The following is a 24,373-nucleotide window of genomic DNA, read 5'->3' on the forward strand; positions in this document are numbered from 1 at the left end:
AGGACTTAAAACGGCACACCTGATCTCAGAATGATGTTCGCATAAGGCGTACACTCTCCGGTCCGGATAACCGCGCGGGCCCGGGAGGTGCGGGCCTTGAACTCCTCATGCGGCACGCGCACATGCTCAATAGGCTTTCCCGTTTCAGCTGCCCAATGTGTAAGCCGGACCTCGATCTCCGTCGCCAGATTAGGCCCCGCTTCAGTCGCGAAAACAGCCTGTTCCACGATCAGCTCCTGCGCGACCGCGTCCAGAACATCGAAAAACCGGGGGACGCCCGGCGATACCGCCAAATCGATGACACCAACATTATGCGGGATGGGAAGACCGGCATCACCAATCACGATCTCATCCGTATGACCAAGAGACGCGATCAGTTTGCTGACATGGCGGTTCAAAAGCAGAGTTCGTTTCATATGGCTTTCCTTAGTCACGCCAATCAAGTGTTGCTGCTAAGTTTCTAGGTCAAGGAGATTAACGCCTCGCATAACGAAACAGGATCGTAGTAGGGCGCTGACTGGTCGGTTACCAGATCAAGCTTCAAAATCGTCAGACCGAGTTCTCTCAATTCGGGAAAGTCGTCTGGCTCCGCATTATGGTCGACAAGGACAAAGTTCAACAACCGGTCGACCGGACAGTCGGCGCCCGCATCCCGGCGCAAGTAACTCAGCAGCGTGTTCACCTTGTCAGACAAGCCCATCCCCGCGGTCTCGGGGTCGCTTCCAATACTCGGCACAAACACTTTCGGAACTGTTCGTTTGGAGATCGCTTGGCCTACCCCTTTTGGCAAGAGGTTGGCGACCAGGCTCGTATAAAAGCTCCCTGGTGAGTAACACATAAGATCTGCAGATTGCATGAGCGACCGGTTGCGCTCTGGAAATGTCGAAAAAGCAGGCTGTTTGTCTGCAAGACCAGCGTTCAGGAAGAACTCTTTGACGGGCGATGTTAACGGCGCGTGCTCTTTGCCTGTTAAAAGATGCTGGCCGATAATCGTCCTGCCGTTGGCAAGTTCAGCACCGAGGTGAAGGTTGTCATCGGTGACCGCCCGCACGATACCCTGTACGCCAACCAGTTTGGAGACCAGAAAGATAATCGGCTCAAGCTCCTGGCTTTGGTTGAGGTAGCCTCCTGCCAGAATGAGATTGCCGATGCTTGCACCGCGCAGATCAAAACTTGGCGGGCAAGCAGCGCGAAACACTCCGAGTTGGTTTTGGATGAGGGTCCGCATTGGCTGCTCAATCGCGCTGACCAATATGTGCGCGCCTGCGATCATACTGTCGAGCTCATCAGCCAGATTCGCTTGGCCTGCAGATTTTGAGAAGCGGTGCGTAAAAAGCCGGAACACCTCCGGGTGACCGAGCACGGTTTCATCTGCAAGCGCCATAAGCCGGCTACGCAGGTCGCCGATTGCCGGCATGTCGAAGGCAACCCGCAAACCTTGGGAACTTCCCCCGGAATCAAACGGTGTTACGAGATGGATTGAATTATGCGTGTATCGTTTGAGGGTTTGTGAGACCCCATTGAGTGCCGACCCGCCGCTGAAAAACAACAAGCGCGGACCCAGCTTGGGATTGGACAAAGACCGCTCAATCCGGAACAGGTCCGGCATTCTGACAGCGCGCGTGATGGTGATATCGGACAAGGCCTGGATCCGGAACGGGACTGGGTTCAATGTCCTAGCATGAGCGGGCGTCAGGACAAAATGCTTCCAAAGCAGACTTAGAGGCCGTCGCTATCCTTGCGCAGGCGAGCATTCAATATCGGCAACAAAGACGCCATCGATGCCCCCCTCACACAATTGCAGGATGAACCCGCTTGCAGTCACATGATCAGGATGCACCCCATAGGCCTCGAGCGCCTCGCGTCCGGTCGCCGTGACCAGCAAGCCGTATTGGTACTTGGACGACAGGTTCTCAAAATCACGGTTGGGTCCATGGCATACGTCGATAAGGCCGGGCACTTTCCCGACAAGACCCGATATTAGGCCCATAGCCTTGTCGAGATATGCCGGATTTACGGGATCTTTGAGAGATAACAGAACGCAATGTTGAATCATGGGTTTGGCGCCCCAATCAGTATGGCGCGAAAATCATTGACATTGGTGAGGGTCGGACCACAGACCACCTGATCCCCAATCGCTTCAAAGAAACCGTGCGCATTGTTGTTCTCGAGCTGTGCTTCCGCAGAAAGGCCCTCTTGCGATGCCTTTGAAAGGGTGTGCGGACCAATAATCGCCCCGGCGACTTCCGCGGCTCCATCAACACCATCCGTGTCACATGCAATTGCGTGAATACCGGGTGCCCCATTCAAGGCAAGGGCTAACGCCAAGGCAAATTCGGCATTTGGACCGCCAACACCGTCGCCCCGCCGTGTCACCGTAAGCTCTCCGCCGGACAGCAGAACGAGTGGTTTATCATTTCCTTTGCGTTCGATCTGGCGTTGCAGCGCAAGGTCGGCCTGCCGGGCTGCGACCTCCCGGGCTTCGCCTTCCAGCGCGTCTCCGAGCAACTCCACATCGCAACCGCTCTCTTCTGCAAGACGTCTTGCAGCTTCCAGCGATTGGGAAGGCGCGGCATAGATGCGATTGGTCACCCTGGACAAACGGATGTCGCCGGGAGGAACAACACCCGTTTGGCCGCCGAGAACCTCATCGACGGATGCAGGTACCTCAATGCCCCAGGTGCTGAGTATTTCCCGGGCGTCAGCTGCGCTACTTGCATCACCGACTGTCGGCCCGGACCCGATTTCCGCAGGATTGTCACCTGGAACATCCGAAATCATCAAGGACAGCATCGATGCCGGATAGGATGCTGCTGCAAGCTGTCCGCCCTTCACCTTGCTCAGGTGTTTGCGGACGAGGTTCATCTGGCCAATCGGCGCGCCGGATGAAAGCAAAGCCTGATTGACTGCCTGTTTCTCAGAAAGGGTTATGTGACCGGCCGGCGCCGTAAGCAAGGCAGATGCACCTCCGGAGATAAGCGCAAGAACAAAATCGTCTTCCCCGAGACCGTCCACAAGCTCGATCATCCGGCTGGTCGCTTTTAACCCTGCTTCATCCGGGACGGGATGAGCCGCCTCGACAATTTCAATCCCGGTACAAGGACGTCCGTAGCCATAACGTGTGATCACCAGGCCTTCGCACGGCCCCCATACCGCTTCCACGGCTTCGGCCATGCGGGCCGAAGCTTTACCAGCCCCTACGACAATAACCCGTCCATCCGGTTTTTCCGGCAGGTGACGGGCCAAGCTTTGCATGGGGTCTGCAACTTCGACCGCCTTGTCAAAAAGCGCGCGCAACAATTCTTCAGAAGACAAATTGAGATCCTCACGAAAATCCATCATCTTTTTGACAGGAAGTGCGCATGCCTTGGCAAGGGCTCATGACCAGAAAACAGTCGCCCCTGCACTGGCGGTCTGTGCAGGAACACGATTTTAGTCCGATACTGATGTCGGACGCACTATTGAAGCGTAACGCAAACACCCGATCAGCATTTGAGATCAACATGACGGCTCTGGAAAAAGTATTTGAAAACGCGATCCGGAATCCGGGCGACCCAGGTCATCTAATGGTGATCAAACCGGTGAAACGGCGTGTTCGGATCTACACAGGGGACGTTTTGATTGCCGACACGACCGCTGCGCTTCGGGTCATGGAGATCGGCCGCTCGGTTTACGATCCCGTCATTTATGTGCCAGAGCAAGACGTCTTGGTGGCCCTGGGAAACATCGAAAAATCGACTCACTGCCCGATCAAAGGCGATGCAAGTTATGTCAGTCTCGGCACAGTGGAAATTGGCTGGACCTATAAGAACCCAATTCCAACGTCTGAGATCCTGGCCGGCCACTTGGCGTTTTGGCCTGACAAAGTCCGCCTGGTCGAAGGCGCATGAGCGTCCGCCCTCGGTCCAATTTTCCTATCAATCGCTCCCACCTTTTGATCCGCGTGCTGTGGCTGCGACAAAACCAAAGATGCGATCCAGGATTGTCAGCCCAAGGAACACTGCCAGAAGCCCGATGAAAAACCGGAAATCGCGGAGCAATGCGCCGAACTCGTTCAAAAGTGGCCCGGCGTCTTGCCCACGCGGTATCTGGCGCACACCGATATTGGCGTAGATCCAGGTATAATAAGCGGCAGCTGTTACGGCGCCGGTCAAAACGAGAGCAATGAGGATCGTCTGCACAGGCGGACGTTTGGGATGCTGGCTCATCTCAAGACCCTCGCCGTTGAAAGGTCCGCCTTGAACACCAGAAGATCGTCCAAGCGCTCCACCTCGCCTTCAAGCTCGATGTAGAGCGCGAGCAGGTCCCTGATCTCATCGCCCAGGAGATTGCCGTCCTTGTCCGCCATCAGGAAAAAGTTGCGGCCTTCGACCGGACCGGTGGAGACGAAGACCGGTGGGATACCTCCGGTGATGCACAAATCGGCGCAGGCCTTGTGGGCTAGCCCCTGCCCTGGCCGCATGGCACCAGCGTAACACTTGCCGTCGCAGATTTCTCCGGCCAGTTTCCAGCGCCCAAGCGGCACGGCCTCGCTTGGCGTGAAGTTGCCCACGCCATCTTCCGTTGCCTCCACGTTGCCGACCTGGATCATGGTGAGCTCACCCCGGTTGACAGGAACACCGCGCAACGTGACGGGCGTCCCGGCATTGGCTTCCGCCGGGCCAAAGGCCCCGTTTTTTCCCTGACCGGACACCATATACGTGCGCGCTGCATTCTCACCGTCGCCGGGCACCCGGAACACCGGATAGGGCCTCAGCTCCAGTAATCCGGCCTGTTCAAAGCGGTTCCCCCATTGAAACCCGCCATTGCCCGGGTCGTTCTGCGTTGAGGAAAGCGCCAGGGCGGCCAATCCCATGCCGCCTGCAAAACACAGAGAAAAAACCAGCGCGAACACGGCAAGCGGTTTTGGAACAGCGTTCAGATAGCCAACGAAAAATGGCGCGTCCTTGGTTTGTTTCCAGCTCATGCGCCCTCTCCCAGTATGACCGGCTCAACATGCGTTCCGGGCGGCAAGGCTTTCGGATCTAGGAGCACTGTGGATCCAATTAGCTTCAGCCGGTAGGTCGAAATCTTTTCGGTAAATGGTTCCGGAGCCCGCCCGTCGGCGAGGTTGTACTGATATCCATGCCAGGGGCAGGTAATGCAGCCCCATAACACTTTTCCTTCCCCGAGCGGTCCGTTCTGGTGGGCGCAGGCATTTGTGATCGCGGACAGCTTGCCGTCATACTTGAAGATCGCAACCCGCTCTTCTTCGGCGAGCGTCACCACCTTGGCGCAATCCTCATCGATCTCGTCAACTTCTCCGGCAATCACCCAGCCCGCTTCTTGTAGCGAAGCCCTGGCGGTCGCCTCGCCGCGTTCCCGCGCTGCTTCCATCCGTCCGGTCGCAAAATGAAGACCGCAAACCAGCACAACGCTTGCCGTGACCACACTGGTGATGATCGGATCACCTGGTCCTTGCAAAGCGCCCAACGCGACATGCAGCACAACAGCCGCATAGGCGAAATAGATCGACATATGGAGTGCTTTCCAGAGTGGGGCTCCCAGAAAACTCAGCCAGAAATCATGGCTGGTTGCGGCCAATACAAAGAGAATCAAAAGGGCGCCAATGCCAAGAGCCTCGAACGGAAAGCCGAGGATCTGGCCGTAGCTTGTATTGGAAGACAGCAGAGCAACGTATCGGTCCGTTGGCGAGAAATTGAAGTACCAACCAAGCACATAATTGGCATGGACTGCGGCAATCCCGGCCGTCATGACCCCGAAATGCCGCCGGTTATACAATAGCGGCAGGAAACGGCGGTCGAGCCGGGCAAGTGGTCCAATACATAATATCATTGTGAGCATCAGGAACGCGCAGCTGCCAAAGGCGCGCATCCGTAGAACCGCACCATCGATCGGCTTGGTGACATCCTCAAATCCAGGTGCGACACGGATATAAACGTAGAGATACAGCGCGATAGCGATCAGGAGGACCGCATCATAGATGATCTTGTTCCGGTTCCAGAGCACCGGGGTGTACTGAACACTCATTGGTTCCCCTCCCCGGTTGCTGTAGCCCCTGCCGGCGCCTCTATCAGGATCGCCGGCCGGTCCGCAGGTGGGGTTTGCCGTAAGGCAAGGATGGCGAAGACCGCAAGTGGCAGCGCAATACCAAGCACGGTCCAGATCCGGGCATGGGCGGTGCGATGGGCCCGTTTCATGGCTGACCGCCTCGCGCGCGTTCAAGGCTGATCCATCTATACAGAACCAGCGGCCAGATAAGGCAGATGCCGGGGATCAGCAACGGACGGAAAGCATATGACCCGTTTGCGGAAGGCTCGACACGGTCAATGCCGACAACAAGGAAGGCAGCCGCAACAACGCCCCCTGCATATAGATAGTAGCGGCCCAGCTCGATCAGAAATGCTGCTGTCTCCACTGTTTCCCCCTAAACAAGATCCGCGTCGGTGACGATTTCCACCAAGGATGGCCCATCATGGGCGATGGCTTCGGCAATCGCAGCATGGAGCTCTGCTGCTTCCGTGACCCGGTGCCCCTGTCCGCCGCACAAACGGGCGAAGGCTGCAAAGGACGGGTTGGTGAGGTTTGTCTCCCAGACCGGCCATTCGCCTGACCGCTGTTCTTTCGAGATCTTACCGAGTTCGGAGTTGTTGAGAAGAATGTGCGTGATGTTCATGCCGTATTTGACGGCCGTGGTGAACTCCATCGCATATTGCCCGAAACCACCGTCTCCGGAGATGGAGATCACCTTTCGGCCTTTGTACGCGTCAAAGTCTTGTGTGGCACACCAAGCGCCCAGTGCAGCCGGAAGACTGAAACCAATCGAGCCGAGATATCCGGACATTAAAATCCGCTGGCCACGTGGCTCGAAGTAGCGGCCGAAGGAATAGGTGTTGTTCCCCACATCCACCGGAATGATCGCATCTTCCGGACACAGCTCCGTCAGCGCCTTGAAGACGGCCGCGGAATGGATCCCGCTTGTCCGCTCTTCTACAAGACGCCGTTCCTTCTCATCCCGCCAGATGGCCCAGCGCTCAGCAACTTCGACTGTTTGATCGGGTGCTCCGGCAGGTTTTTGCACCTGCCCAGAAACAGCATCACAGAAGGTGCCAATCTCTCCCCAGACCGGCAGCGTGACCGGATGAAACTTGCCAAGCTGCATCCGCTCGAAGTCCACCTGGATAATCGGTTTGTAGGGTGCGATGCCTGTGTGGTTCGAAAACGACGATCCAAGAGAGATGATCAGATCCGCTTCATTCATGAACCAGCTGGCAATGGGTGTACCAGACCGGCCAAGGACACCTGCAGACAAGGGATGGGTATCTGGAATAAGACCCTTTCCCTTGAATGTAGTCAGCACCGGTGCATCTAACTTTTCGGCCAGCGCGATGACTTTTTCCCGGACATCCTTTGCCCCGTAGCCGAGCACGATGGCGGGACGCTTGGCACCATTGATCAGTTGAACAGCCTCGTTCAAGTCCTCGGACGACGGCGTAACTTCAACCCGGCTCAAACGGCCTTGCGGATGTCCGGCCTCCTTTTCGCTGAGAAGCGTCTGCACATCATCTGGGAATATCAGATTGGCGACATCCCGCTCTACGAGCGCCGTCTTGAGCGCCAGAGACATGAGCTCAGCATGTTTGGAGTTGCTAAGAACCGGTTGGGAAAACCTGGACACCGATTCAAACGCCGATTTCAAATCTATGTCCTGAAACGCCCCTGGTCCAAAGACCTGCGTTTGCACCTGTCCTGTCAGGGCTAGGACTGGTGCGCGATCCACCTTGGCATCCCACAGACCAGTCAAAAGATTGGTGGCGCCTGGTCCGGCAATGGTCAGGCACCCGGCGGGTTTGCCTGTCAATTTGCCATAGGCGGAGGCTGCAAAGGCGGCAGCGCCCTCGTGCCGGATCCCGATATAGCCAAGCTTGCCCTTGGCCACCTGACGCCGGATGGCATCGGCAAGCCCAAGGTTCGAGTGACCGACCATACCGAAGATCCGCTTCACGCCCCAATTGACCATTGTCTCGGCCATGACATCTGTCACGGTGCGCTCGTGGTCGGGCTCCGGCTCGAGCCCCACGAAGATCTCGCCTCCCTCGACCTTCAGCGGATAAACAGTCTGGCCACTGTCCTCATGCCCACCTGGCGGTTTGCCGGTCAACGGGTCAAAATCCCATCCATGCCAGGGACAGCGGATCCAGCACTTGCCATCCGCACCCTTCTCAATGGAGCCTTCACCGAGAGGCCCACGCTGGTGGGGACAATGGTTTTCCATCGCCGCCCATTGACCATCGAAGTGGGACAGGCATATGGATGTGGTGCGCGCCGTAACCGTTTTGACGCGCCCTTCCGGTAAATCATCCACATTGCCGACCTTGATCCAGTCGAAATTTTGAGCGTCCATGAAATCCTCCCTCAAAACTGATTGGCCCGGATCAGGCCACCCCACCATAGGCGACACCGGAAAGATCCGCCATTTCCCGTTTCCAGGTGGTCAGATCCTGCTGATTGAGTTGGTTTAAATGCGAATAGCCACAGGCCCGCGCCATCACCTGCATTAGCTCCACTGATGCCTCGAAGAAATTGGCGAGCTGACGGGCGGATTTCTCGATCACAAGCCGGTTTGCCAGATGCGGTTTCTGGGTCGCGATCCCGACCGGGCAATTGTTGGTATGACAGGCGCGCATGGCGATGCAGCCGATCGCCTGCATTGCGGCATTGGAAACGGCAATCGCATCCGCGCCCAATGCCATCGCTTTCACGAAATCTGCCGGCTTACGAAGGCCTCCGGTAATCACCAGCGAAACGTCGCTTCGGCCAGACGTATCGAGATGCCGCCGGGCCCGGGCCAGCGCCGGGATTGTGGGAACGGAAATGTTGTCCCGGAAGATGATCGGAGCAGCTCCCGTTCCCCCGCCGCGGCCATCCAGAATGATGTAATCAACCCCAACCTCCAGGGCCGCATCGATGTCCTTTTCAATGTGCTGGGCAGAGAGCTTGTAGCCGATTGGAATACCGCCGGTGCGCCCGCGTACTTCATCGGCGAAGTCCCGCACTTGTTCGCAAACGGTCCAGTCGGGGAACCGCGGTGGAGAAATCGCCGACTCGCCCTCGTTCAGGCCTCGCACCTCCGCAATCTTGCCCTGCACTTTAGACCCCGGCAAATGACCGCCGGTTCCGGTCTTGGCGCCCTGGCCTCCCTTGAAGTGGAATGCCTGGACCTTGTTCAGCTTCTCCCAGTCAAACCCGAAGCGGCCGGAGGCCAGTTCATAGAAATACCGCGAACAGGCTTCCTGTTCCTCCGGCAGCATGCCGCCTTCGCCAGAGCAGATGCCGGTCCCGGCCAGCTCCGCCCCGCGGGCCAGTGCAATCTTTGCCGGTTCGGACAAGGCGCCGAAGCTCATGTCAGAGACAAATAGTGGTATCTTCAGGTGAAGCGGCTTTTGCGCATTCGGCCCGATCACCACATCGGTCCCAACCGGATCATCATCAAGCAGCGGAAAGCGCTGCAGCTGGGCAGTCAAGATCTGGATATCGTCCCAATCCGGTAATTCCACACGCGGAACACCCATGGCATCGACTACGCCATGATGGCCGGTCTTGGACAAGCCGTCCTTGGCGTAGGACTGGATCAGCTTGGTGTAAGGCTCTTCCGTTGTACCGTGGCTGGGGTCAGCATAAAGACCGAGATAGTCATCGCGCTGGAACGGCTGCGGGTTGCCTTTGGCCCAGGCCGCGATCTCCTCCGCATCCACCAGCACTTCGTCGTCTTCGATCCAGCTGGTGAACTTTTTCAAGACTTCCGAGTTGTTATATTCAGAAACACCCGTATCAATGCGGTAGTCCCAGTAATGAACGCCGCAGATCAGATTGTCTCCGTCCACATAACCGTCGGACATCAGCGCCCCGCGGTGCAGGCACCGGCCGTAAAGCACCGACACTTTCTCATCAAAACGGACAATCACCAGATCGACATTTTCGACCAGTGCATATTGCGGTTCCCGGTCCGGCAACTCACCCCACTTGGCGACGGTGTGTGCTTTCATTTTATATTCCCCAGCTAATGGCCCGCGGCTTGTTTTTGCGGTGCGTTGGCTAACTTCAGATCAGGTCAAAACTTCCTTAGAAACGTCTGGCCGCATGGGCGGCACCTCTTCCATCTCCGCCATCTTTTCTTTGGATTCCACGTGTGCGGCATACCACTTGGCAAAAGGTACGGCAGTCACTCCATGCAGAACAGCGCTGATCCAAACTGCGTTGACGGCGAGATTTAGGAGTTGCTCGCCGATCTCATGGTCGATTTCCTCGACGATCAACAATGCGAACAGGGCTGTCGCAAGGCCACGTGGACCGAACCAGCCAAAGAAAACACGCGTGACAGGTCCCGCGTCCGTTCCCATCAGGGAAATCCAGATAGCCAAGGGGCGAACGATAAAAAGGCTGATCAGGATGATGGCAAGCGTTTCAAACGACAAATGAGCAATCGCATTCGGCAACAAGGCCAGCCCAATCAGGAAGAATGCGCCCCAGGTCAGCATCTGGCCTTCGCCCTCGGTGAATTCGTAGATGAACCCGCAGTGGCCCTTAATGACGTTACCGAATAGGAGACCGGCCACAAAAGCGGAAATGAAGCCGTTGCCGTCAATCATGCCGGCCGCCAGATAGGCGCTGCCAGCCATTGCGAGCGCCCCAATGCCCTCGATCTGGACGGTCGTCATCCGATGTTTTTTGGCCAGGAGAAAGATCTTGCCACCGATCACACCAATCACGGCGCCCACCAAAGGCCCAAAGACAAGTTGTTTGGCTCCGAACAGGATCCAGTTGGTCGTATCAGCGTGCATCATTTGGGCGGTCAGGCTGGCAAATAGCAGGACGACAGGCAGGGCCATGCCATCGTTGAGACCACTCTCAACAGTCAGGGCGCTTCGAACCCGTTCAGGAACCTTCTTGTTGGTGACGACTGCCTGACCAAGGGCCGCGTCAGTCGGTGCCAGCAAGGCCGCGACAAGTGCCGCCACAACGACAGGATAGGCGGATGTAAAGGGAAGTGCGGCAAGGGTTCCAATGCCCACGGACAAGGGCAAGCCGATGATAAGCATCCGGAACGGCCATTCATGATTTTGCCTGAGACTGCGAAGATTGATCTGCGCAGCGTCGAGGAAAAGGAGCACGACCAGCGCGAACTCGGCCACAATGTGGAGCAATGCCTCGGCATCGTCCAAGGGCATAAAGCCGGTTTGCGCCATCAACAGTCCAAAGCCCAGAAAAAGCATCGGGGCGGTCAACATGCTGTCGGACAGTTTCTTCGCGAGCAGCGTATAGCCGACCGTGAACATGCCCAACATCAATAATCCTTGTGTCACGCCAAAACGCCCCTGTGTTGTTTCGGCAATCCTTTTCAGGACTTACGTAGCGTTTCAAATCATATGGTTATGACGATCATGTGTGAACTCTTTTATTTCACGATCCGCGAAACAGGCCGTTTCGTGACATGTGTCACACCAGCATCTTTTTTGGGCACATGAGGACCGGCTTCCCGATTTTTTATCGCTCACAATGGGTTTACCGGGTGCATCAGGCGACCGCAGATCCGGCCAATAGCGCGACGGCAGAAGGACGCAATTCGCCCGATTGATCTGCGTCAATTTTCTGAGACGATGAATGTGTCAATTTTAGTTGACACATATAAGAGGTGATCCCATGCGCATCCTGTTTGTTCATCCAAACTACCACTCTGGTGGCGCGGAAATCGCCGGGAGCTGGCCACCAGCCTGGGTCGCCTATCTCTCTGGAAGTCTAAAGAAGGCTGGCTTTGACGATATCCACTTCGTCGATGCGATGACAAACGATCTGACTGACGAACAGATCGCTGCTGAAATCCGGCGCATTTCTCCAGATGTTGTCGGGGTCACCGCTATCACGCCGTCAATTTATGCCGCTGAACGTATCCTTGAAATTGCCCGGGACGAACATCCGCATGCCGTTCGTGTCCTCGGTGGTGTCCATGCCACCTTCATGTACAAGCAGGTGCTGAGCGAAGCGCCTTGGGTGGATGTAATTGTCCGCGGCGAAGGCGAAGAGATCGTCATTGATCTCATGCGCACCATTGACGAGGAGCGCTGGCCGGAAGACCGCAGAAAAATCAAAGGGATTGCTTTCAGGGAAGACGACCAGATCGTTGCAACCCATGCAGCAGCGACAGTGAAAGATCTTGACGCGATCGAGCCGGACTGGGACATCCTGGAATGGAACAAATACACTTATGTTCCCCTCGGCACGCGCGTTGCCATACCTAATTTTGCCCGGGGCTGCCCCTTTACTTGTTCTTTTTGTTCACAGTGGAAATTCTGGCGCGATTACCGAGTGCGTGATCCCAAGAAAGTCGTCGATGAAATCGAAAAACTGGTCACCGACCACAATGTCGGTTTCTTCATCCTTGCCGACGAAGAACCGACCATCAACCGAAAGAAGTTCGTTGAATTCTGCAACGAGCTGATAGCGCGCGGGCTGCCGGATAAAATCAAATGGGGCATCAACACCCGTGTGACCGATATCATGCGCGACAAGGAACTCCTGCCGCTCTACCGCAAGGCAGGCCTGGTGCATGTGAGCCTTGGAACGGAAGCGGCCGCACAGCTCAAACTCGACCAGTTCAACAAGGAGACCAAGGTCAACGATAACAAGGAAGCCATCCGGCTCCTGCGTGAGGCCGACATCTTTGTTGAAGCTCAGTTCATCGTTGGCCTCGACAACGAGACCGAAGAAACGCTCGAAGAAACTTACCGGATGGCCTGGGACTGGCAGCCCGACCTTGCAAACTGGGCCATGTACACACCGTGGCCGTTCTCACCGCTCTTCCAGGACATCCGGGATCAGGTCGAAGTCTTCGACTTTTCGAAATACAACTTCGTCACACCGATCATGAAGCCATCCGCCATGACACGCGGTGAATTGCTGAACGGCGTCATGAAGAATTACCGGCGCTTCTACATGCAAAAAGCGTTGTTCCATTACCCATGGCGCGGTACCGGCTTCCGGCGGCGCTATCTCCTGGGATGTTTGAAAGCGTTCTTGAAGGCGGGCTTTGCACGCACCTTCTATGACCTTGGCAAGGCCGGCTACTGGGGTCCGCAGTCCAAGGACAAGGTTCATTTCGATTTCGACGAGACACGCACCCTTGCAGAGGCGCAAGTTGCTGATTGGGAATCAGCAGCAGATCGTGCAAGCAGGGCGGCAGAACGCAGAGCTGCCATCCGGGCACAAGGCAAGGAACGCGCGGCTGAGCGTGCAGCGGCGGCGAAGGTATGCGGGGGTGGAACGCAACAACTTCCCGAAAATGCTTAAAATGCTCAGTGCACCAAACACACCGGCTGGGGTGATTGGTCCAAACGCCCTGACCCAGTTTTTGGACCCGATTGACCGTCAATGCGGACCAGACGTCCGCAAGACCCTGTTGAAGACAGCCAGCATCGCAGCCTTGCCGGATATGAGTGGGCTCATTCCGGAAGGCCCCGTTGCCCGGTTTCATCAAGCTGTCCGTCGCACACTGCCGCACTTTGCCGAACAGCTCTGCCGACAGGCAGGCACCGGCACGGCTGACTATGTGCTTCAACACCGGATCCCCAAGCCCGCACAGTTTGTGCTGAGACACTTGCCGCCGCCCGTATCCGCCAAGCTGCTCGCCAAAGCCATTGCCCGCAACGCATGGACCTTCTCCGGATCCGGCCAATTTCAGATTTCATCCAAGGACCCGCTGGTCTTGAAGTTGTTCGACAATCCCCTGATTGCCGGAGAGGTTTCGCAAGCTCCCATCTGCTTCTGGAACACGGCCGTCTTCGAACGGCTGTATCAGGTACTTGTAAACCCGGCGGCCCGGGTCAAAGAGACCAGCTGCATGGCTTGCGGCGATCCAAGCTGCGACTTTGAAGTAACTTTCCGCTGAGAAGCAATGATCTGGGAGACCTTTACTTTACCCGGACACTGTCAAGCGCAGCGATATCGCGTGCCGGCGGAAATGCCTCAGAGGCGATTTCCAGTATCAGCTTCTTCCGGACAGCGGATGCAAATGTCTCGGCGTTATCGGCTGTGACAACAAAGGCGCCGGGACCACCTATGATTTCCGAAAAGAAGCGGTCTTCGAGGTTGTAGGACACCGGGCGGCCGGAACAATGTCGGCACAAAACCGCCAGGCCATTAATGACAATTCCGGAATTGACGACCGTATCCCGCGCTTCAGTGATGCTGGGACCGTTCCAGTTGTTGGCGCTGTCTGCCGACAGATCAATGACCCTGCGCAGCCCTGTGTATTCGTTCGTGTCGATCAGCTCTTTGCCCTTCAACAGCGCCGCTCCGATGGCATTGCGGCCAAAGGCCTGGCGCGGCGGTGCCATCAAGCGTTCGGCAAAAAGCTCGGCTGATTGCGGACCATCGATGACCATCCAGTCCACGACCACATCCTGGGAAAACATGTCGGCCCACTCGACGTAGGTAATCGCAATCTTTCCGTAAATGTTGCTGGTGATCGCATTCAGGACGCGCGGATCGGTGATAGCGTCCGCATATCCCTGCCGCTGAAACCTGATTTCCGCATCATCGATCGAACCTGTCGCATCGGCCAAGAGGACAAGCTCAAGATCAAGCTCCTCAGCCCGAAGCGGGGTCAGGGCAACACAACACCACAACAAAATTGACATCAGACACCGCATGAATTCCCTCCGGCTGAGAGCATCGGGCGTTTCGTTCGAAACGCCCAAATTAGCTCGATCAGTCCATATTCGATCAGCTTTTGGCGGGAAATCTGGGCCGGCTCACCGCCTGCTGATCCAAGTCAGGACCATACGGGTAGCTAGGGCGGTATCAATTCAAAGAAACAAAACACGCTCAAAACAAAAGTCCCGGCGCAATGCACCGGGCCTTGTTGCAAGTTCAGAGCGTCGGGCAAGTCTTACGCGACAGCCCGGGCTAGCGCACATTGTGACCAAAGGTCATTGATCGCATTTGCGAGATGCTCAATATCGGCAGCCGTATGAAGCGGTGTCGGCGTGAAACGCAGGCGTTCGGTTCCGACCGGTACTGTCGGATAGTTGATCGGCTGAACGTAAATGCCGTAGGTCTCCAATAGAATGTCCGAGATCCATTTGCATTTCTTCGCGTCGCCAACCATGACCGGCACGATGTGGCTCGGGTTTTCCATATGCGGAATGCCGCGCTTGTCGAGCGCAGCGCGCACCTGAGCGACCCGGTCCTGATGCGCCTTCCGCTCGAAGGGGCTGTCTTTCAGGTGACGGATGGACGTTGCCGCGCCAGCTGCGAGCGCAGGCGGCAGTGCTGTCGTAAATATAAAGCCGGAGGCGAAGGACCGGATGAAATCGACCACTGTCTTAGAGCCGGCAATGTATCCGCCCATAACCCCAAAGGCCTTGCCAAGAGTGCCTTCGATGATGGTGAGACGGTCCATCAAGCCTTCGCGCTCTGCGACACCACCACCCCGGGGACCGTACATTCCAACCGCATGGACCTCATCGAGATACGTCATTGCGCCAAACTTGTCGGCGGCATCGCAGATCTCCTTGATGGGCGCGATGTCACCATCCATGGAGTAAACACTCTCAAACGCGACAAGCTTTGGTGCATCCGGATCATCAGCCGCCATCAGGCGCTCCAGATCCGCAACGTCGTTGTGCTTGAAGATCCGCTTTTCGCAGCGCGCGTGACGGATGCCTTCGATCATCGACGCATGGTTCAGTGCATCGGAATAAACAATCATGCCCGGAATTTGCGACGCGAGTGTTCCGAGCGCTGCCCAGTTGGACACATATCCCGATGTGAAAATCAGCGCGGCTTCCTTGGCATGCAGATCGGCCAGCTCGCGCTCGAGAATAACGTGATAGTGGTTGGTACCGGAGATGTTGCGTGTTCCGCCAGCACCGGCACCACACTTACCGAGGACATCCTGCATGGAATCGACGACTTTCGGGTGCTGGCCCATGCCAAGGTAATCGTTGGAGCACCAGACGGTAACGTCTTGAACAGTTCCATCCTCGCGATACCGTTTCGCGCGGGGAAAATCGCCTGACATGCGTTCGAGATCTGCAAAGACGCGATAGTTGCCGTTGTCATGCAGTTTGTTCAGGCGCTCTTCAAGATACGCATTCACGTCCATACTCGGGTGTCCCCTCAATCCGCCAGACCGATGCCTAGCCGGTCTCACTTTAACTTTGCCCGCGCCGCGTCCTAACAAGCACCAGGCAGATCGGCAGGTCCGGACGTCTGCCGCTACTACCGAACCTTATAGTCATTCAAAACTGGATTACCACCCTGTACGCCATGATCAAGATCAAAACACCCATGCGGCCAAACGTCATATCCCCAATTCGGCCGTCACAAATGCCAAAAAATTAATATGCGCGGCGCTCCTCCGCAGGGCTTGCACAATCGGAGTAAAACATGAATAGTGATTCATGTTTCAGGAGAAAGAGGGAACCGCACGTGGGACCAGCAGCCGTCACACCAATAAACAATAAAGCCTCGTCCGGCGGTCTTCCCAAAACCGCACGGGGGGAAGCAACCCGCAAATCCATCCTCGATGCCGCCGAGCGTGTTATCGGTTCAAACGGCTACAGCGATGCCTCTATCGGCCAGATTACCCGCGAAGCCGGGGTCGCACAGGGGACATTCTACATTTACTTCAAGACCAAGGAACAGGTCTTTTCCGAGCTGGTCTTGGAAATGGGCAGACTTGTGCGGCACAGGATTGCAGAAGCGACAGCCAATGTGCCCAATCGTCTAGACGCCGAAAAAGCAGGCCTGACTGCCTTTCTGGGCTTTGTTCAAGCACACCCGGATCTTTACCGGATCGTTCAGGAAGCGCTCTTTGTCGACCCGAAAGCCTATCGCGCTTACTATGAGTCCTTCGCGAATGGCTACATAGATGGCCTGAACACCGCGCTCCGCGCGGGCCAGATTTCACCTGGCGATCCCGAAACCCGCGCTTGGGCCCTTATGGGCGTTGCCAGAGCCCTCGGCGAGCAGCTCGTCGTTTTTAACACAAAGACACCGATACAGGATCTGGTCGAAACCGGGTTTGATCTCATAGCGAACGGTTTGAAACCGTAAGGACAGACAGATGTCTTTCGTTGGCCGTATCGAACAAGAGGGGGTTGTCTGGCTCTGGCTGGACCGCCCGCAACGTCATAATGCACTGATCCCGGAGCTTGTCCGCGATTTGAGATCGAGCCTTGCGTGGTCGGCCGCCCAGCAACCAAAAGCCCTGGTTTTGACCGGTCGTGGCCGTAGTTTTTCAACCGGCGGAGACATTGCCGGTTTCATCGAACACGCGGCATCAGCTGAGGCCCTCTCAAGCTACGCCAATCAGCTTGTGGGAGGGCTTCATGACGCGATCATGGACTTGCTCAAGTTCCCCGCCCCCGTCATCACCTCGGTAAATGGGCCGGTCACTGGAGGGGCTGCAGGTTTTGTTCTGGCTGCTGACATGGTCGCCATGTCCGACAGCGCATTCATTCAGCCATATTACAGTGAAGTCGGCTTCGCACCGGATGGCGGTTGGACCGCACTGTTACCCGAGCGGATCGGCACTGCAAAGGCTTTGGAAATACAGTATCTCAATCGGCAAATCTCCGCGCAGCACGCCGAGAGGCTTGGGTTGGCAAACATTGTCCGGCCGACTTTCGCTCTGGAAGACAGCATCAGGGACTGGCTCGACGACCTGACACGCAGATCCGGACGCACCCACACGGCCACCCGGTCGAACATTTGGGACGCGGACCGGCTGACGGCGGTCAAACGCCGGCTCGATCAGGAACAGTCCAGGTTTCTTGACCTGATTACGATGCCGGAAACACTTCAGGGCATGCAGAGTTTCATTCAAAGGCGTGCCTAGGCGCGGATGCACGCGCTTCTACGATCAAGAGGGACTTGGGAGGACCGATGAAGTTCCTGACGGACATGGCTGCAAAACGGGCCGAACTTGCACCGGAACGGATCGCCTTTATCGATCATGGTACGGGATTGCAGTACACATTTGCCGAAGTGAATGACCGCGCTGTCCAGCTTGGAAATCTGCTCCTGCAGCGCGGTTTGGCTAAAGGAGACCGAATTGCAGTTCTTTGCCACAATCACCCAGATTTTTTTGTTCTGCTTTTCGCTGCACAGAAAACCGGCATAGTCCTTGTTCCTTTGAACTGGCGCCAGCCGCTTGCCGAGTTGGAGCCGGTGTTAAAATCCTCCAAGGCGACTCTTCTGTTTCACGACGAGCCGTGCTGTAAATTGGCGTCTGGTCTAGTTGCACAGACGGGCATTGATTGCCTGATGCTCGGTGCGGATGGGAAAACGGGATCGATCCTGGAGAGCCAGCCTGCCATCAATGATAAAGCACCCATCGGAGATGGCCGTATAGATCCGGACGCCCCCTGGTATCTTCTGTTCACATCAGGCACTACGGGACAGCCCAAGGCGGTCATTCAGACGGCCGGAATGGCCCTTGCCAACATGATCAATTACACTCAGGCAACGGGCCTTGGGACACAGGAACACGGCGTCAACTTCCTCCCACTCTTCCACACGGCCGGCATCAACCTTCCGACGCTGCCCATTTTCTTGAATGGCGGCTGCTCGACTATCCTGAGGAAGTTCGATCCGGATACGGTCTTGTCTCTCATAAATGACGGCAAGGTCACATGCTTCTTCGGCGTTCCGGCAATTTATCAGGCACTTGCACTTTCCCAGCGCATCGGGGAGACAGATTTTAAAACCGTTAGGTCGCTTGGCTGCGGGGGCGCACCGGTCCCCAAACACCTTTTGATAGATTTTCAAAAACGCGGTGTGACCATCTGCAATGGCATGGGCATGACGGAAACAGGCCCGACCGTGTTTTTGATGGATAAAGAAAAGGCTGCTGAAAAGATCGGCTCTGTTGGCAAACCTCAGATCCTCACGGATGTGCGGCTACAGGATCCAGCGGGCAGAGTTGTCGGCGGTGAGGGATCCGGCGAAATTCAGTTCCGCGGACCCAATATAACACCAGGGTACATGGACAATCCAAATGCAACGGCTGCAAGTTTCACGGCCGATGGCTGGTTGAAATCAGGCGATGTCGGGAAACGCGATGCCGACGGCTACTACTATATCATCGACCGGATCAAAGACATGTACATCTCCGGCGGCGAGAACGTTTATCCAGCCGAGGTCGAGAAGGTTCTCGTAACTCACCCGGCCATTCTGGAAGCGGTTGTCATTGGTGTTCCAGATGAAAATTGGGGCGAGGTCGGCGCGGCATTTATCGTGCCAAGGCCCGGCTCCGATTTGAACACTGACGAGCTTCCGGACTGGTGCCGTCAGCACTTGGCACCTTACAAAATCCCGAAAAGCTTCACCGTCGACGGTGAGATGCCTCGGACGGCTGCGGGCAAGGTCCGCAAGAACATTCTCAAGGATGCCTTCCTCGCCAGCACTCCAGTCACTTCTGCCTGAAATGAGTTTGAAATGAACGCCTCTTCAAGATCGCCATTTAGCGCAACGTATTTTTGGACGCCGCGCCAATCAGACTTTGACGCTTTCGCCCAATTGTCCGGGGACGACAATCCCATTCATGTCGATCCTGAATTTTCCGCCAAGACCCGCTTCGGGCGGACAGTGTCTCACGGCATGCTGCTCTACACCCGCGCTTTCGGTCATTTGAAAGCGCTGTTTCCGACAGAAAAACACGCCTTTCAAAGCCTGATGTTTCCCAATCCTTCGTTCGCTGACGAAGAACTGGTCTTTCACTATTCGGCCGACGAAACCGACACCTCTTCGGTTCATGTGGAGGTGACACGAAAAGCGGACGGTCTGGTGACCTTGAGCGGCACTTGCAAAATCGGAGCGGTTTCATGACGTTGAAACTTGGCGACCGCGCCAACGTAACACGCATCTTCACATCCGGGGACATGGACCAGTTTTGCGCAATTGCAGGGACCGGAACCAAGCCGCCCGGCGCTGTTCCAGGTCCCCTGATCGGTGGATTGTTCTCCTATCTGCTTGGCGTGGAGCTGCCAGGGCGGGGAACAAATTATCTGAAACAGGATCTGGAATTTTTGCCCCCTGCACCCATCGAAGAAGAGTTGACTGCCTCGGTCAAAGTCACGCGCATCCGGCCGGACAAGCATCTCGTAGATCTTAAAACCATCTGCCAAACGGCAAGTGGCGAGATAATCTGCCGGGGCCGCGCATTGGTCTATGTGGAGGATGTCGGCAAACTCTGAGGCAGGGCAACACGCCCGACTTCCCGCAAAGGGACCGCTCGTCCTGGTGGGCGTTTTGACCTGCAATAAACCTATCAGCCCATTTGCTTCCAGGCTTTTTCTTCAGCTATCCAAAACCACAGAAATACGGTTTTGAGCTCCGCGCAACCTTGACATGAATACTGATTCAGGTTTCATATAATTAATATGGTAAGCGACACAGCCGGTGCGCCATGTCATTGGGAGTGACAGGGTTTGATCGCGCAGCTTGCCCGACTCGGGAGGAAGATTTCATGACACCACGCATTTCGCGCTGGCCGGCAGCATTCGCCGCCGCGGCACTTCTATTGACAGGCACAACAGCCGTCTTCGCAGACGACATTAAAATCGCTCACGTCTACGGGAAGACAGGTGCGCTGGAAGCCTATGCCAAACAATCGCACACCGGCCTGATGATGGGCCTCGAATACGCAACCGACGGCACGATGGAAATCAATGGCCGGAAAATTGTTGTCATTGAAAAGGACACCCAGCTCAAACCCGACATCGCCAAGGCCGCGCTTGCGGAAGCCTATGGCGACGATGAGGTCGATATTGCGGTTGGTCCGGTCTCGTCCGGTGTTGCCCTCGCCATGCTGCCCGTTGCCGAGGAATATGAGAAATTGCTGATAGTCGAGCCTGCAGTTGCCGACTCCATTACTGGTGAAAACTGGAACCGGTATGTGTTCCGCACCTCGCGGAACTCATCACAAGACGCGATTGCAAACGCGGTTGCTCTCGGACAGGAAGGCGCCTCGATCGCAACACTCGCCCAGGATTACGCCTTTGGCCGGGACGGCGTCGCGGCCTTCAAGGAAGCGTTGAACGGAACAGGTGCAAATCTCGTATTCGAGGAGTATGCCCCGACCGACACCAAGGACTTCACGGCACATGCTCAGCGAATATTTGACGCTCTGAAGGATGAGCCTGGACGCAAGTTCCTGTTCGTCATCTGGGCCGGTGGCGGCAATCCGATTTCCAAAATACAGGCGATGGAACCGGGCCGTTTTGGTGTTGAAATCGCGACCGGCGGCAACATCCTTGCCGCTATGAAAGCCTACAAGGAACTTCCAGGCATGGAAGGCGCGACCTACTACTACTACGAAATCCCGGAGAACCCGATTAACGACTGGCTTGTGGCCGAACACTTTGAGCGCCATGGCACTCCGCCCGACTTTTTTACCGCAGGCGGCATGACCGCTGGTCTGGCAATCGCCGAAGCCATCAAGAAAGCTGGCTCAACGGAGACGGAAGATCTTATCGCGGCAATGAAAGGCATGGAGTTTCAAACGCCAAAGGGCAAGATGATGTTCCGGGCGGAGGATCATCAGGCACTACAGTCCATGTATCACTTCAAGATCAAGGTCGATCCCGATGTTGAATGGGGTGTGCCGGAACTTGTCCGTGAGTTGAAGATCGAAGACATGGAAATCCCAGTCCGGAACTAGGAACGCATTTTCACGCTGGCCAGGGCACGTCACCATCAGACCTCCTGGCCAGAACATTTTGCATGACCGCTAACGGCGTCAGATCGACCTGTTTGCGCGCCCTTTTTCGGAAAGAGATGCATTGACGAAAGAACATCCGATACTGGAGACAGAAGGCCTGACGATCCGTTTCGGCGGACATGTAGCCGTGGATCAGGTTTCTTGCGCGTTCGACCGGGGTACACTCACGGCAATTGTCGGACCCAATGGGGCGGGCAAGACAACCTATTTCAATCTCATCTCGGGCCAATTGAGGGCAAGCGGCGGCACGGTCATACTCAACGGAGAAGAGATTACCCGCATGTCCGTTCCCGAGCGCACCAAGCGGGGGATCGGCAGAGCCTTTCAGCTGACAAGCCTGTTTCCGACCCTAAACGTCCGCGAAAATGTCCGCCTCGTCGCACAGGCCAAGGCCAGCAAGGGTTTCGACATGTTGTCCATGGCAAGCCGCCATGTCCATCTGATCGAACGCGCGGAGCACGTTTTGAACGAAGTGCGATTGATTGACCAGGCCGACAGTGTTGTGTCTGCCCTGCCCCATGGCGACCAGCGGAAACTGGAAGTCGCGCTCCTAATTGCTCTCGGACCCCAAGTGCTGATGTTCGACGAACCGACCGCCGGGATGAGTGTCGATGAGGTTCCGGTCATCCTGGAGCTGATCCGAAAACTCAAGAACGATATGGACCGGACGATCCTGCTCGTAGAACACAAGATGGACGTCATCCGCTCGCTCGCGGATCGGATCATCGTGCTGCATAACGGCGCTCTTGTTGCAGATGGTGACCCTGCCGAGGTCATTGCTTTGCCGGTCGTTCAGGAAGCCTATCTCGGCAAAACGCCGGAGGCGGCATAATGGCGGACCATCTGCTTTCTCTATCGGGCCTCCACACGCACATCGGCCCTTATCACATACTTCAGGGCGTCGACCTGGCCGTTCCAGAAGGCGGTGTAACAGTGCTTCTGGGCCGCAATGGTGCAGGCAAGACGACAACCTTGCGAACCATCATGGGGCACTGGACTGCCAGTCAAGGTGAGATCCACTTTGCTAATCACAACATCACCAAGCTGGACACCCCGTCCATCTCCCGCCGGGGGATCGCCTTCGTTCCTGAAGACATGGCCATCTTCACAGACTTAACGGTTGCCGAGAACATGAGCCTTGCGGCGGCAAACGGGCCGATTGATGCCAAACGTTTGGCCTGGGTTACGGATCTTTTCCCGCCGATTGGAAGCTTTTGGAATTCATCTGCCGGAACATTGTCGGGCGGTCAAAAACAAATGCTCTCTGTTGCCCGGGCAATTATCGAACCAAGACGATTGATCCTGATCGACGAGCCAACGAAAGGCCTCGCACCTGCCATCATCAAAGCCATGACAGACGCGCTACGGGAATTGAAGGAAACGGATACGACAATCCTGCTTGTTGAGCAGAACTTCGCAATGGCGTCCAGCCTCGGGGACACCGTCGCCGTAATGGATGATGGCCGGATCGTATTTGCCGGAGCCATGTCGGAGCTTACCGGTAATCCAACCCTGCAGGAGAAGCTCATGGGATTGAGTTTGGAGGTACATCAATGAGCGAGACGCTCATCAAACCCCGGATCGAAAAGATCCCCCTCACGGACCGGCTTACCCAGAAACTGCCAATACTGCTGGTCCCGCTTCTTGCAACCGCCGGACTTGTTGCCATCGGCAGCCCTTCGACCTGGCTGACATTGACCGTTGCCGGCCTTGCGATGGGCATGATGATTTTCATTATGGCGTCCGGCCTGACCGTGGTCTTTGGACTGATGGACGTGATCAATTTCGGCCATGGCGCTTTCGTAACTGTTGGCGCTTTCATCGGATTTAGCGTTTTGAGCTGGCTCGCCGGCTGGACTGCATCGCCAAGTGTACCCTTGAACCTCAGCGCAGTCGTTATCGCCATCTTGGCCGCAATGCTGCTGACCGCGCTGCTTGGATACGCCTTTGAGCGGGTCATTATCAAACCTGTTTATGGACAGCATCTGAAGCAAATTCTGGTCACGATGGGCGGCCTGATCGTTGCTCAACAGATGATCCATGTCGTTTGGGGGCCGGATGAAATGCATCTTTCACGGCCAGAGGCCTTGCAGGGCTCTTTCATCCTGGGCGAAGCCGCCATCGAAAAGTACCGCCTGCTTGCGGTGGGATTAGGCTTGGCGCTTTTCCTGTCCATGCGGCATGTTCTGAAACACACAAAAATCGGATTGCTTGTCCGTGCCGGTGTCGAGAATGGCGAGATGGTTGAAGCCCTGGGCTACCGTATCAGCCGCCTGTTCCTGATCGTTTTCATGACCGGGTCCGCGCTCGCCGGACTGGGCGGTGTCATGTGGGGTCTTTATCAAGAAACCATCACCGCACACATGGGCGCGGATATCATGGTGCTGGTGTTCATCGTCGTGATTATTGGCGGGCTTGGTTCGATCGAAGGATGCTTCATCGGCGCTCTTCTTGTTGGTCTTCTGGCCAATTACACCGCCTTCCTCGCCCCGAAAGTTGCCCTGATATCGACCATCGGACTCATGGTTGTCATCCTGATGTGGCGTCCGCAGGGCCTCTACCCGGTTGTCAAAGCGAAGTAAGGACAGG

Annotated in this window: 26 protein-coding genes; 12 read left to right on the forward strand and 14 right to left on the reverse strand. The window is 56.2% G+C overall.

The genetic code is table 11. The annotated features are described in order from the left end of the window. Nucleotides 1-5: 5 nt before the first annotated feature. The 4 genes from rbsD to E1180_RS05835 all read right to left on the reverse strand — a co-directional run bounded on the left by rbsD (nt 6) and on the right by E1180_RS05835 (nt 3,315). Nucleotides 6-416 carry a D-ribose pyranase gene (gene rbsD / locus E1180_RS05820; RefSeq protein WP_155190230.1) on the reverse strand — a complete coding sequence of 137 codons (411 nt, stop codon included), beginning with the start codon at nt 414-416 and terminating at the stop codon, nt 6-8. A gap of 44 nt (nt 417-460) precedes the next feature. After that, entirely contained in the window at nt 461-1,642 is a 1,182-nt protein-coding gene (locus E1180_RS05825) for a GAK system CofD-like protein (protein WP_155190231.1), read from the reverse strand. Between the two features lie 90 nt (nt 1,643-1,732). Continuing rightward, nucleotides 1,733-2,056 (reverse strand): Dabb family protein, encoded by a 324-nt coding sequence (locus E1180_RS05830; protein ID WP_155190232.1) that lies wholly within the window; start codon nt 2,054-2,056, stop codon nt 1,733-1,735. After that, nucleotides 2,053-3,315, reverse strand: a complete 1,263-nt coding sequence (locus E1180_RS05835; protein WP_425280901.1) for a glycerate kinase type-2 family protein — start codon at nt 3,313-3,315, stop codon at nt 2,053-2,055. Before E1180_RS05835 ends, E1180_RS05830 begins: the two co-directional genes overlap by 4 nt. Before the next feature lie 188 nt (nt 3,316-3,503). Between E1180_RS05835 and E1180_RS05840 the strand changes: the two genes are divergently transcribed. Beyond that, nucleotides 3,504-3,890: a DUF427 domain-containing protein gene (locus E1180_RS05840; RefSeq protein ID WP_155190233.1), complete on the forward strand. Its 387-nt coding sequence runs from the start codon at nt 3,504-3,506 to the stop codon at nt 3,888-3,890. 27 nt (nt 3,891-3,917) lie between these two features. Here the strand turns inward: E1180_RS05840 and E1180_RS05845 are convergent, their stop codons facing one another. Genes E1180_RS05845 through E1180_RS05875 form a run of 8 tightly spaced genes read right to left on the reverse strand, consistent with a single transcriptional unit; the run spans nt 3,918 to nt 11,345 of the window. Beyond that, nucleotides 3,918-4,208, reverse strand: coding sequence for a hypothetical protein (locus tag E1180_RS05845; RefSeq protein WP_155190234.1), 291 nt, complete (start codon nt 4,206-4,208; stop codon nt 3,918-3,920). Further along, nucleotides 4,205-4,966, reverse strand: coding sequence for a hypothetical protein (locus E1180_RS05850; RefSeq protein WP_155190235.1), 762 nt, complete (start codon nt 4,964-4,966; stop codon nt 4,205-4,207). Before E1180_RS05850 ends, E1180_RS05845 begins: the two co-directional genes overlap by 4 nt. After that, nucleotides 4,963-6,030: a Rieske 2Fe-2S domain-containing protein gene (locus E1180_RS05855; protein ID WP_155190236.1), complete on the reverse strand. Its 1,068-nt coding sequence runs from the start codon at nt 6,028-6,030 to the stop codon at nt 4,963-4,965. Before E1180_RS05855 ends, E1180_RS05850 begins: the two co-directional genes overlap by 4 nt. Then, nucleotides 6,027-6,200: a hypothetical protein gene (locus tag E1180_RS22045; RefSeq protein WP_196220544.1), complete on the reverse strand. Its 174-nt coding sequence runs from the start codon at nt 6,198-6,200 to the stop codon at nt 6,027-6,029. The genes E1180_RS05855 and E1180_RS22045 overlap by 4 nt, the downstream gene beginning before the upstream one ends. Next, entirely contained in the window at nt 6,197-6,418 is a 222-nt protein-coding gene (locus E1180_RS05860) for a hypothetical protein (protein WP_283404412.1), read from the reverse strand. Before E1180_RS05860 ends, E1180_RS22045 begins: the two co-directional genes overlap by 4 nt. A 9-nt stretch (nt 6,419-6,427) precedes the next feature. Further along, complete coding sequence (locus E1180_RS05865) at nt 6,428-8,404, reverse strand: thiamine pyrophosphate-dependent enzyme (protein WP_155190237.1); 1,977 nt, start codon at nt 8,402-8,404, stop codon at nt 6,428-6,430. Between the two features lie 31 nt (nt 8,405-8,435). Then, complete coding sequence (locus tag E1180_RS05870) at nt 8,436-10,046, reverse strand: glutamate synthase-related protein (RefSeq protein ID WP_155190238.1); 1,611 nt, start codon at nt 10,044-10,046, stop codon at nt 8,436-8,438. A 60-nt stretch (nt 10,047-10,106) separates the two neighbouring features. Beyond that, the gene (locus E1180_RS05875; protein ID WP_155190239.1) at nt 10,107-11,345 is read right to left on the reverse strand and encodes a cation:proton antiporter; all 1,239 of its coding nucleotides are present in this window, start codon (nt 11,343-11,345) and stop codon (nt 10,107-10,109) included. A gap of 355 nt (nt 11,346-11,700) precedes the next feature. Between E1180_RS05875 and bchE the strand changes: the two genes are divergently transcribed. Beyond that, a complete protein-coding gene (gene bchE / locus E1180_RS05880) occupies nt 11,701-13,344 on the forward strand; it encodes a magnesium-protoporphyrin IX monomethyl ester anaerobic oxidative cyclase (RefSeq protein ID WP_155190240.1) in 1,644 nt (547 codons plus the stop codon). A 1-nt stretch (nt 13,345) separates the two neighbouring features. Beyond that, nucleotides 13,346-13,942: a bacteriochlorophyll 4-vinyl reductase gene (gene bchJ / locus E1180_RS05885; RefSeq protein ID WP_196220545.1), complete on the forward strand. Its 597-nt coding sequence runs from the start codon at nt 13,346-13,348 to the stop codon at nt 13,940-13,942. A 22-nt stretch (nt 13,943-13,964) separates the two neighbouring features. On the opposite strand, the gene E1180_RS05890 is transcribed toward bchJ, so the two are convergent. Together E1180_RS05890 and hemA are read right to left on the reverse strand one after the other, a co-directional pair. Continuing rightward, a complete protein-coding gene (locus tag E1180_RS05890; RefSeq protein WP_208996964.1) occupies nt 13,965-14,693 on the reverse strand; it encodes a DUF1194 domain-containing protein in 729 nt (242 codons plus the stop codon). Between the two features lie 251 nt (nt 14,694-14,944). Then, nucleotides 14,945-16,162 carry a 5-aminolevulinate synthase gene (hemA, locus tag E1180_RS05895; protein WP_155190243.1) on the reverse strand — a complete coding sequence of 406 codons (1,218 nt, stop codon included), beginning with the start codon at nt 16,160-16,162 and terminating at the stop codon, nt 14,945-14,947. A gap of 326 nt (nt 16,163-16,488) precedes the next feature. Between hemA and E1180_RS05900 the strand changes: the two genes are divergently transcribed. From E1180_RS05900 to E1180_RS05940, 9 genes are all read left to right on the forward strand, one after another. After that, nucleotides 16,489-17,115 (forward strand): TetR/AcrR family transcriptional regulator, encoded by a 627-nt coding sequence (locus E1180_RS05900; RefSeq protein WP_283404413.1) that lies wholly within the window; start codon nt 16,489-16,491, stop codon nt 17,113-17,115. Nucleotides 17,116-17,125: 10 nt separating this feature from the next. Beyond that, nucleotides 17,126-17,899: an enoyl-CoA hydratase/isomerase family protein gene (locus E1180_RS05905; RefSeq protein WP_155190245.1), complete on the forward strand. Its 774-nt coding sequence runs from the start codon at nt 17,126-17,128 to the stop codon at nt 17,897-17,899. Between the two features lie 47 nt (nt 17,900-17,946). Further along, the gene (locus E1180_RS05910) at nt 17,947-19,488 is read left to right on the forward strand and encodes an AMP-binding protein (protein ID WP_155190246.1); all 1,542 of its coding nucleotides are present in this window, start codon (nt 17,947-17,949) and stop codon (nt 19,486-19,488) included. 12 nt (nt 19,489-19,500) lie between these two features. Further along, a complete protein-coding gene (locus E1180_RS05915) occupies nt 19,501-19,890 on the forward strand; it encodes a MaoC family dehydratase (protein WP_155190247.1) in 390 nt (129 codons plus the stop codon). Then, complete coding sequence (locus E1180_RS05920) at nt 19,887-20,258, forward strand: hotdog family protein (protein WP_155190248.1); 372 nt, start codon at nt 19,887-19,889, stop codon at nt 20,256-20,258. The genes E1180_RS05915 and E1180_RS05920 overlap by 4 nt, the downstream gene beginning before the upstream one ends. A gap of 272 nt (nt 20,259-20,530) precedes the next feature. Continuing rightward, entirely contained in the window at nt 20,531-21,724 is a 1,194-nt protein-coding gene (locus tag E1180_RS05925) for a substrate-binding domain-containing protein (protein ID WP_155190249.1), read from the forward strand. A 121-nt stretch (nt 21,725-21,845) separates the two neighbouring features. Next, nucleotides 21,846-22,616, forward strand: coding sequence for an ABC transporter ATP-binding protein (locus tag E1180_RS05930; RefSeq protein WP_155190250.1), 771 nt, complete (start codon nt 21,846-21,848; stop codon nt 22,614-22,616). Next, on the forward strand, nt 22,616-23,341 hold the full coding sequence (locus E1180_RS05935; RefSeq protein ID WP_155190251.1) for an ABC transporter ATP-binding protein: 726 nt from the start codon (nt 22,616-22,618) through the stop codon (nt 23,339-23,341). The genes E1180_RS05930 and E1180_RS05935 overlap by 1 nt, the downstream gene beginning before the upstream one ends. Next, nucleotides 23,338-24,366: a branched-chain amino acid ABC transporter permease gene (locus E1180_RS05940; RefSeq protein WP_155190252.1), complete on the forward strand. Its 1,029-nt coding sequence runs from the start codon at nt 23,338-23,340 to the stop codon at nt 24,364-24,366. The genes E1180_RS05935 and E1180_RS05940 overlap by 4 nt, the downstream gene beginning before the upstream one ends. Nucleotides 24,367-24,373 lie beyond the last annotated feature (7 nt).

This window comes from Roseibium denhamense (assembly GCF_009711415.1).
Lineage (GTDB): Bacteria > Pseudomonadota > Alphaproteobacteria > Rhizobiales > Stappiaceae > Roseibium > Roseibium denhamense.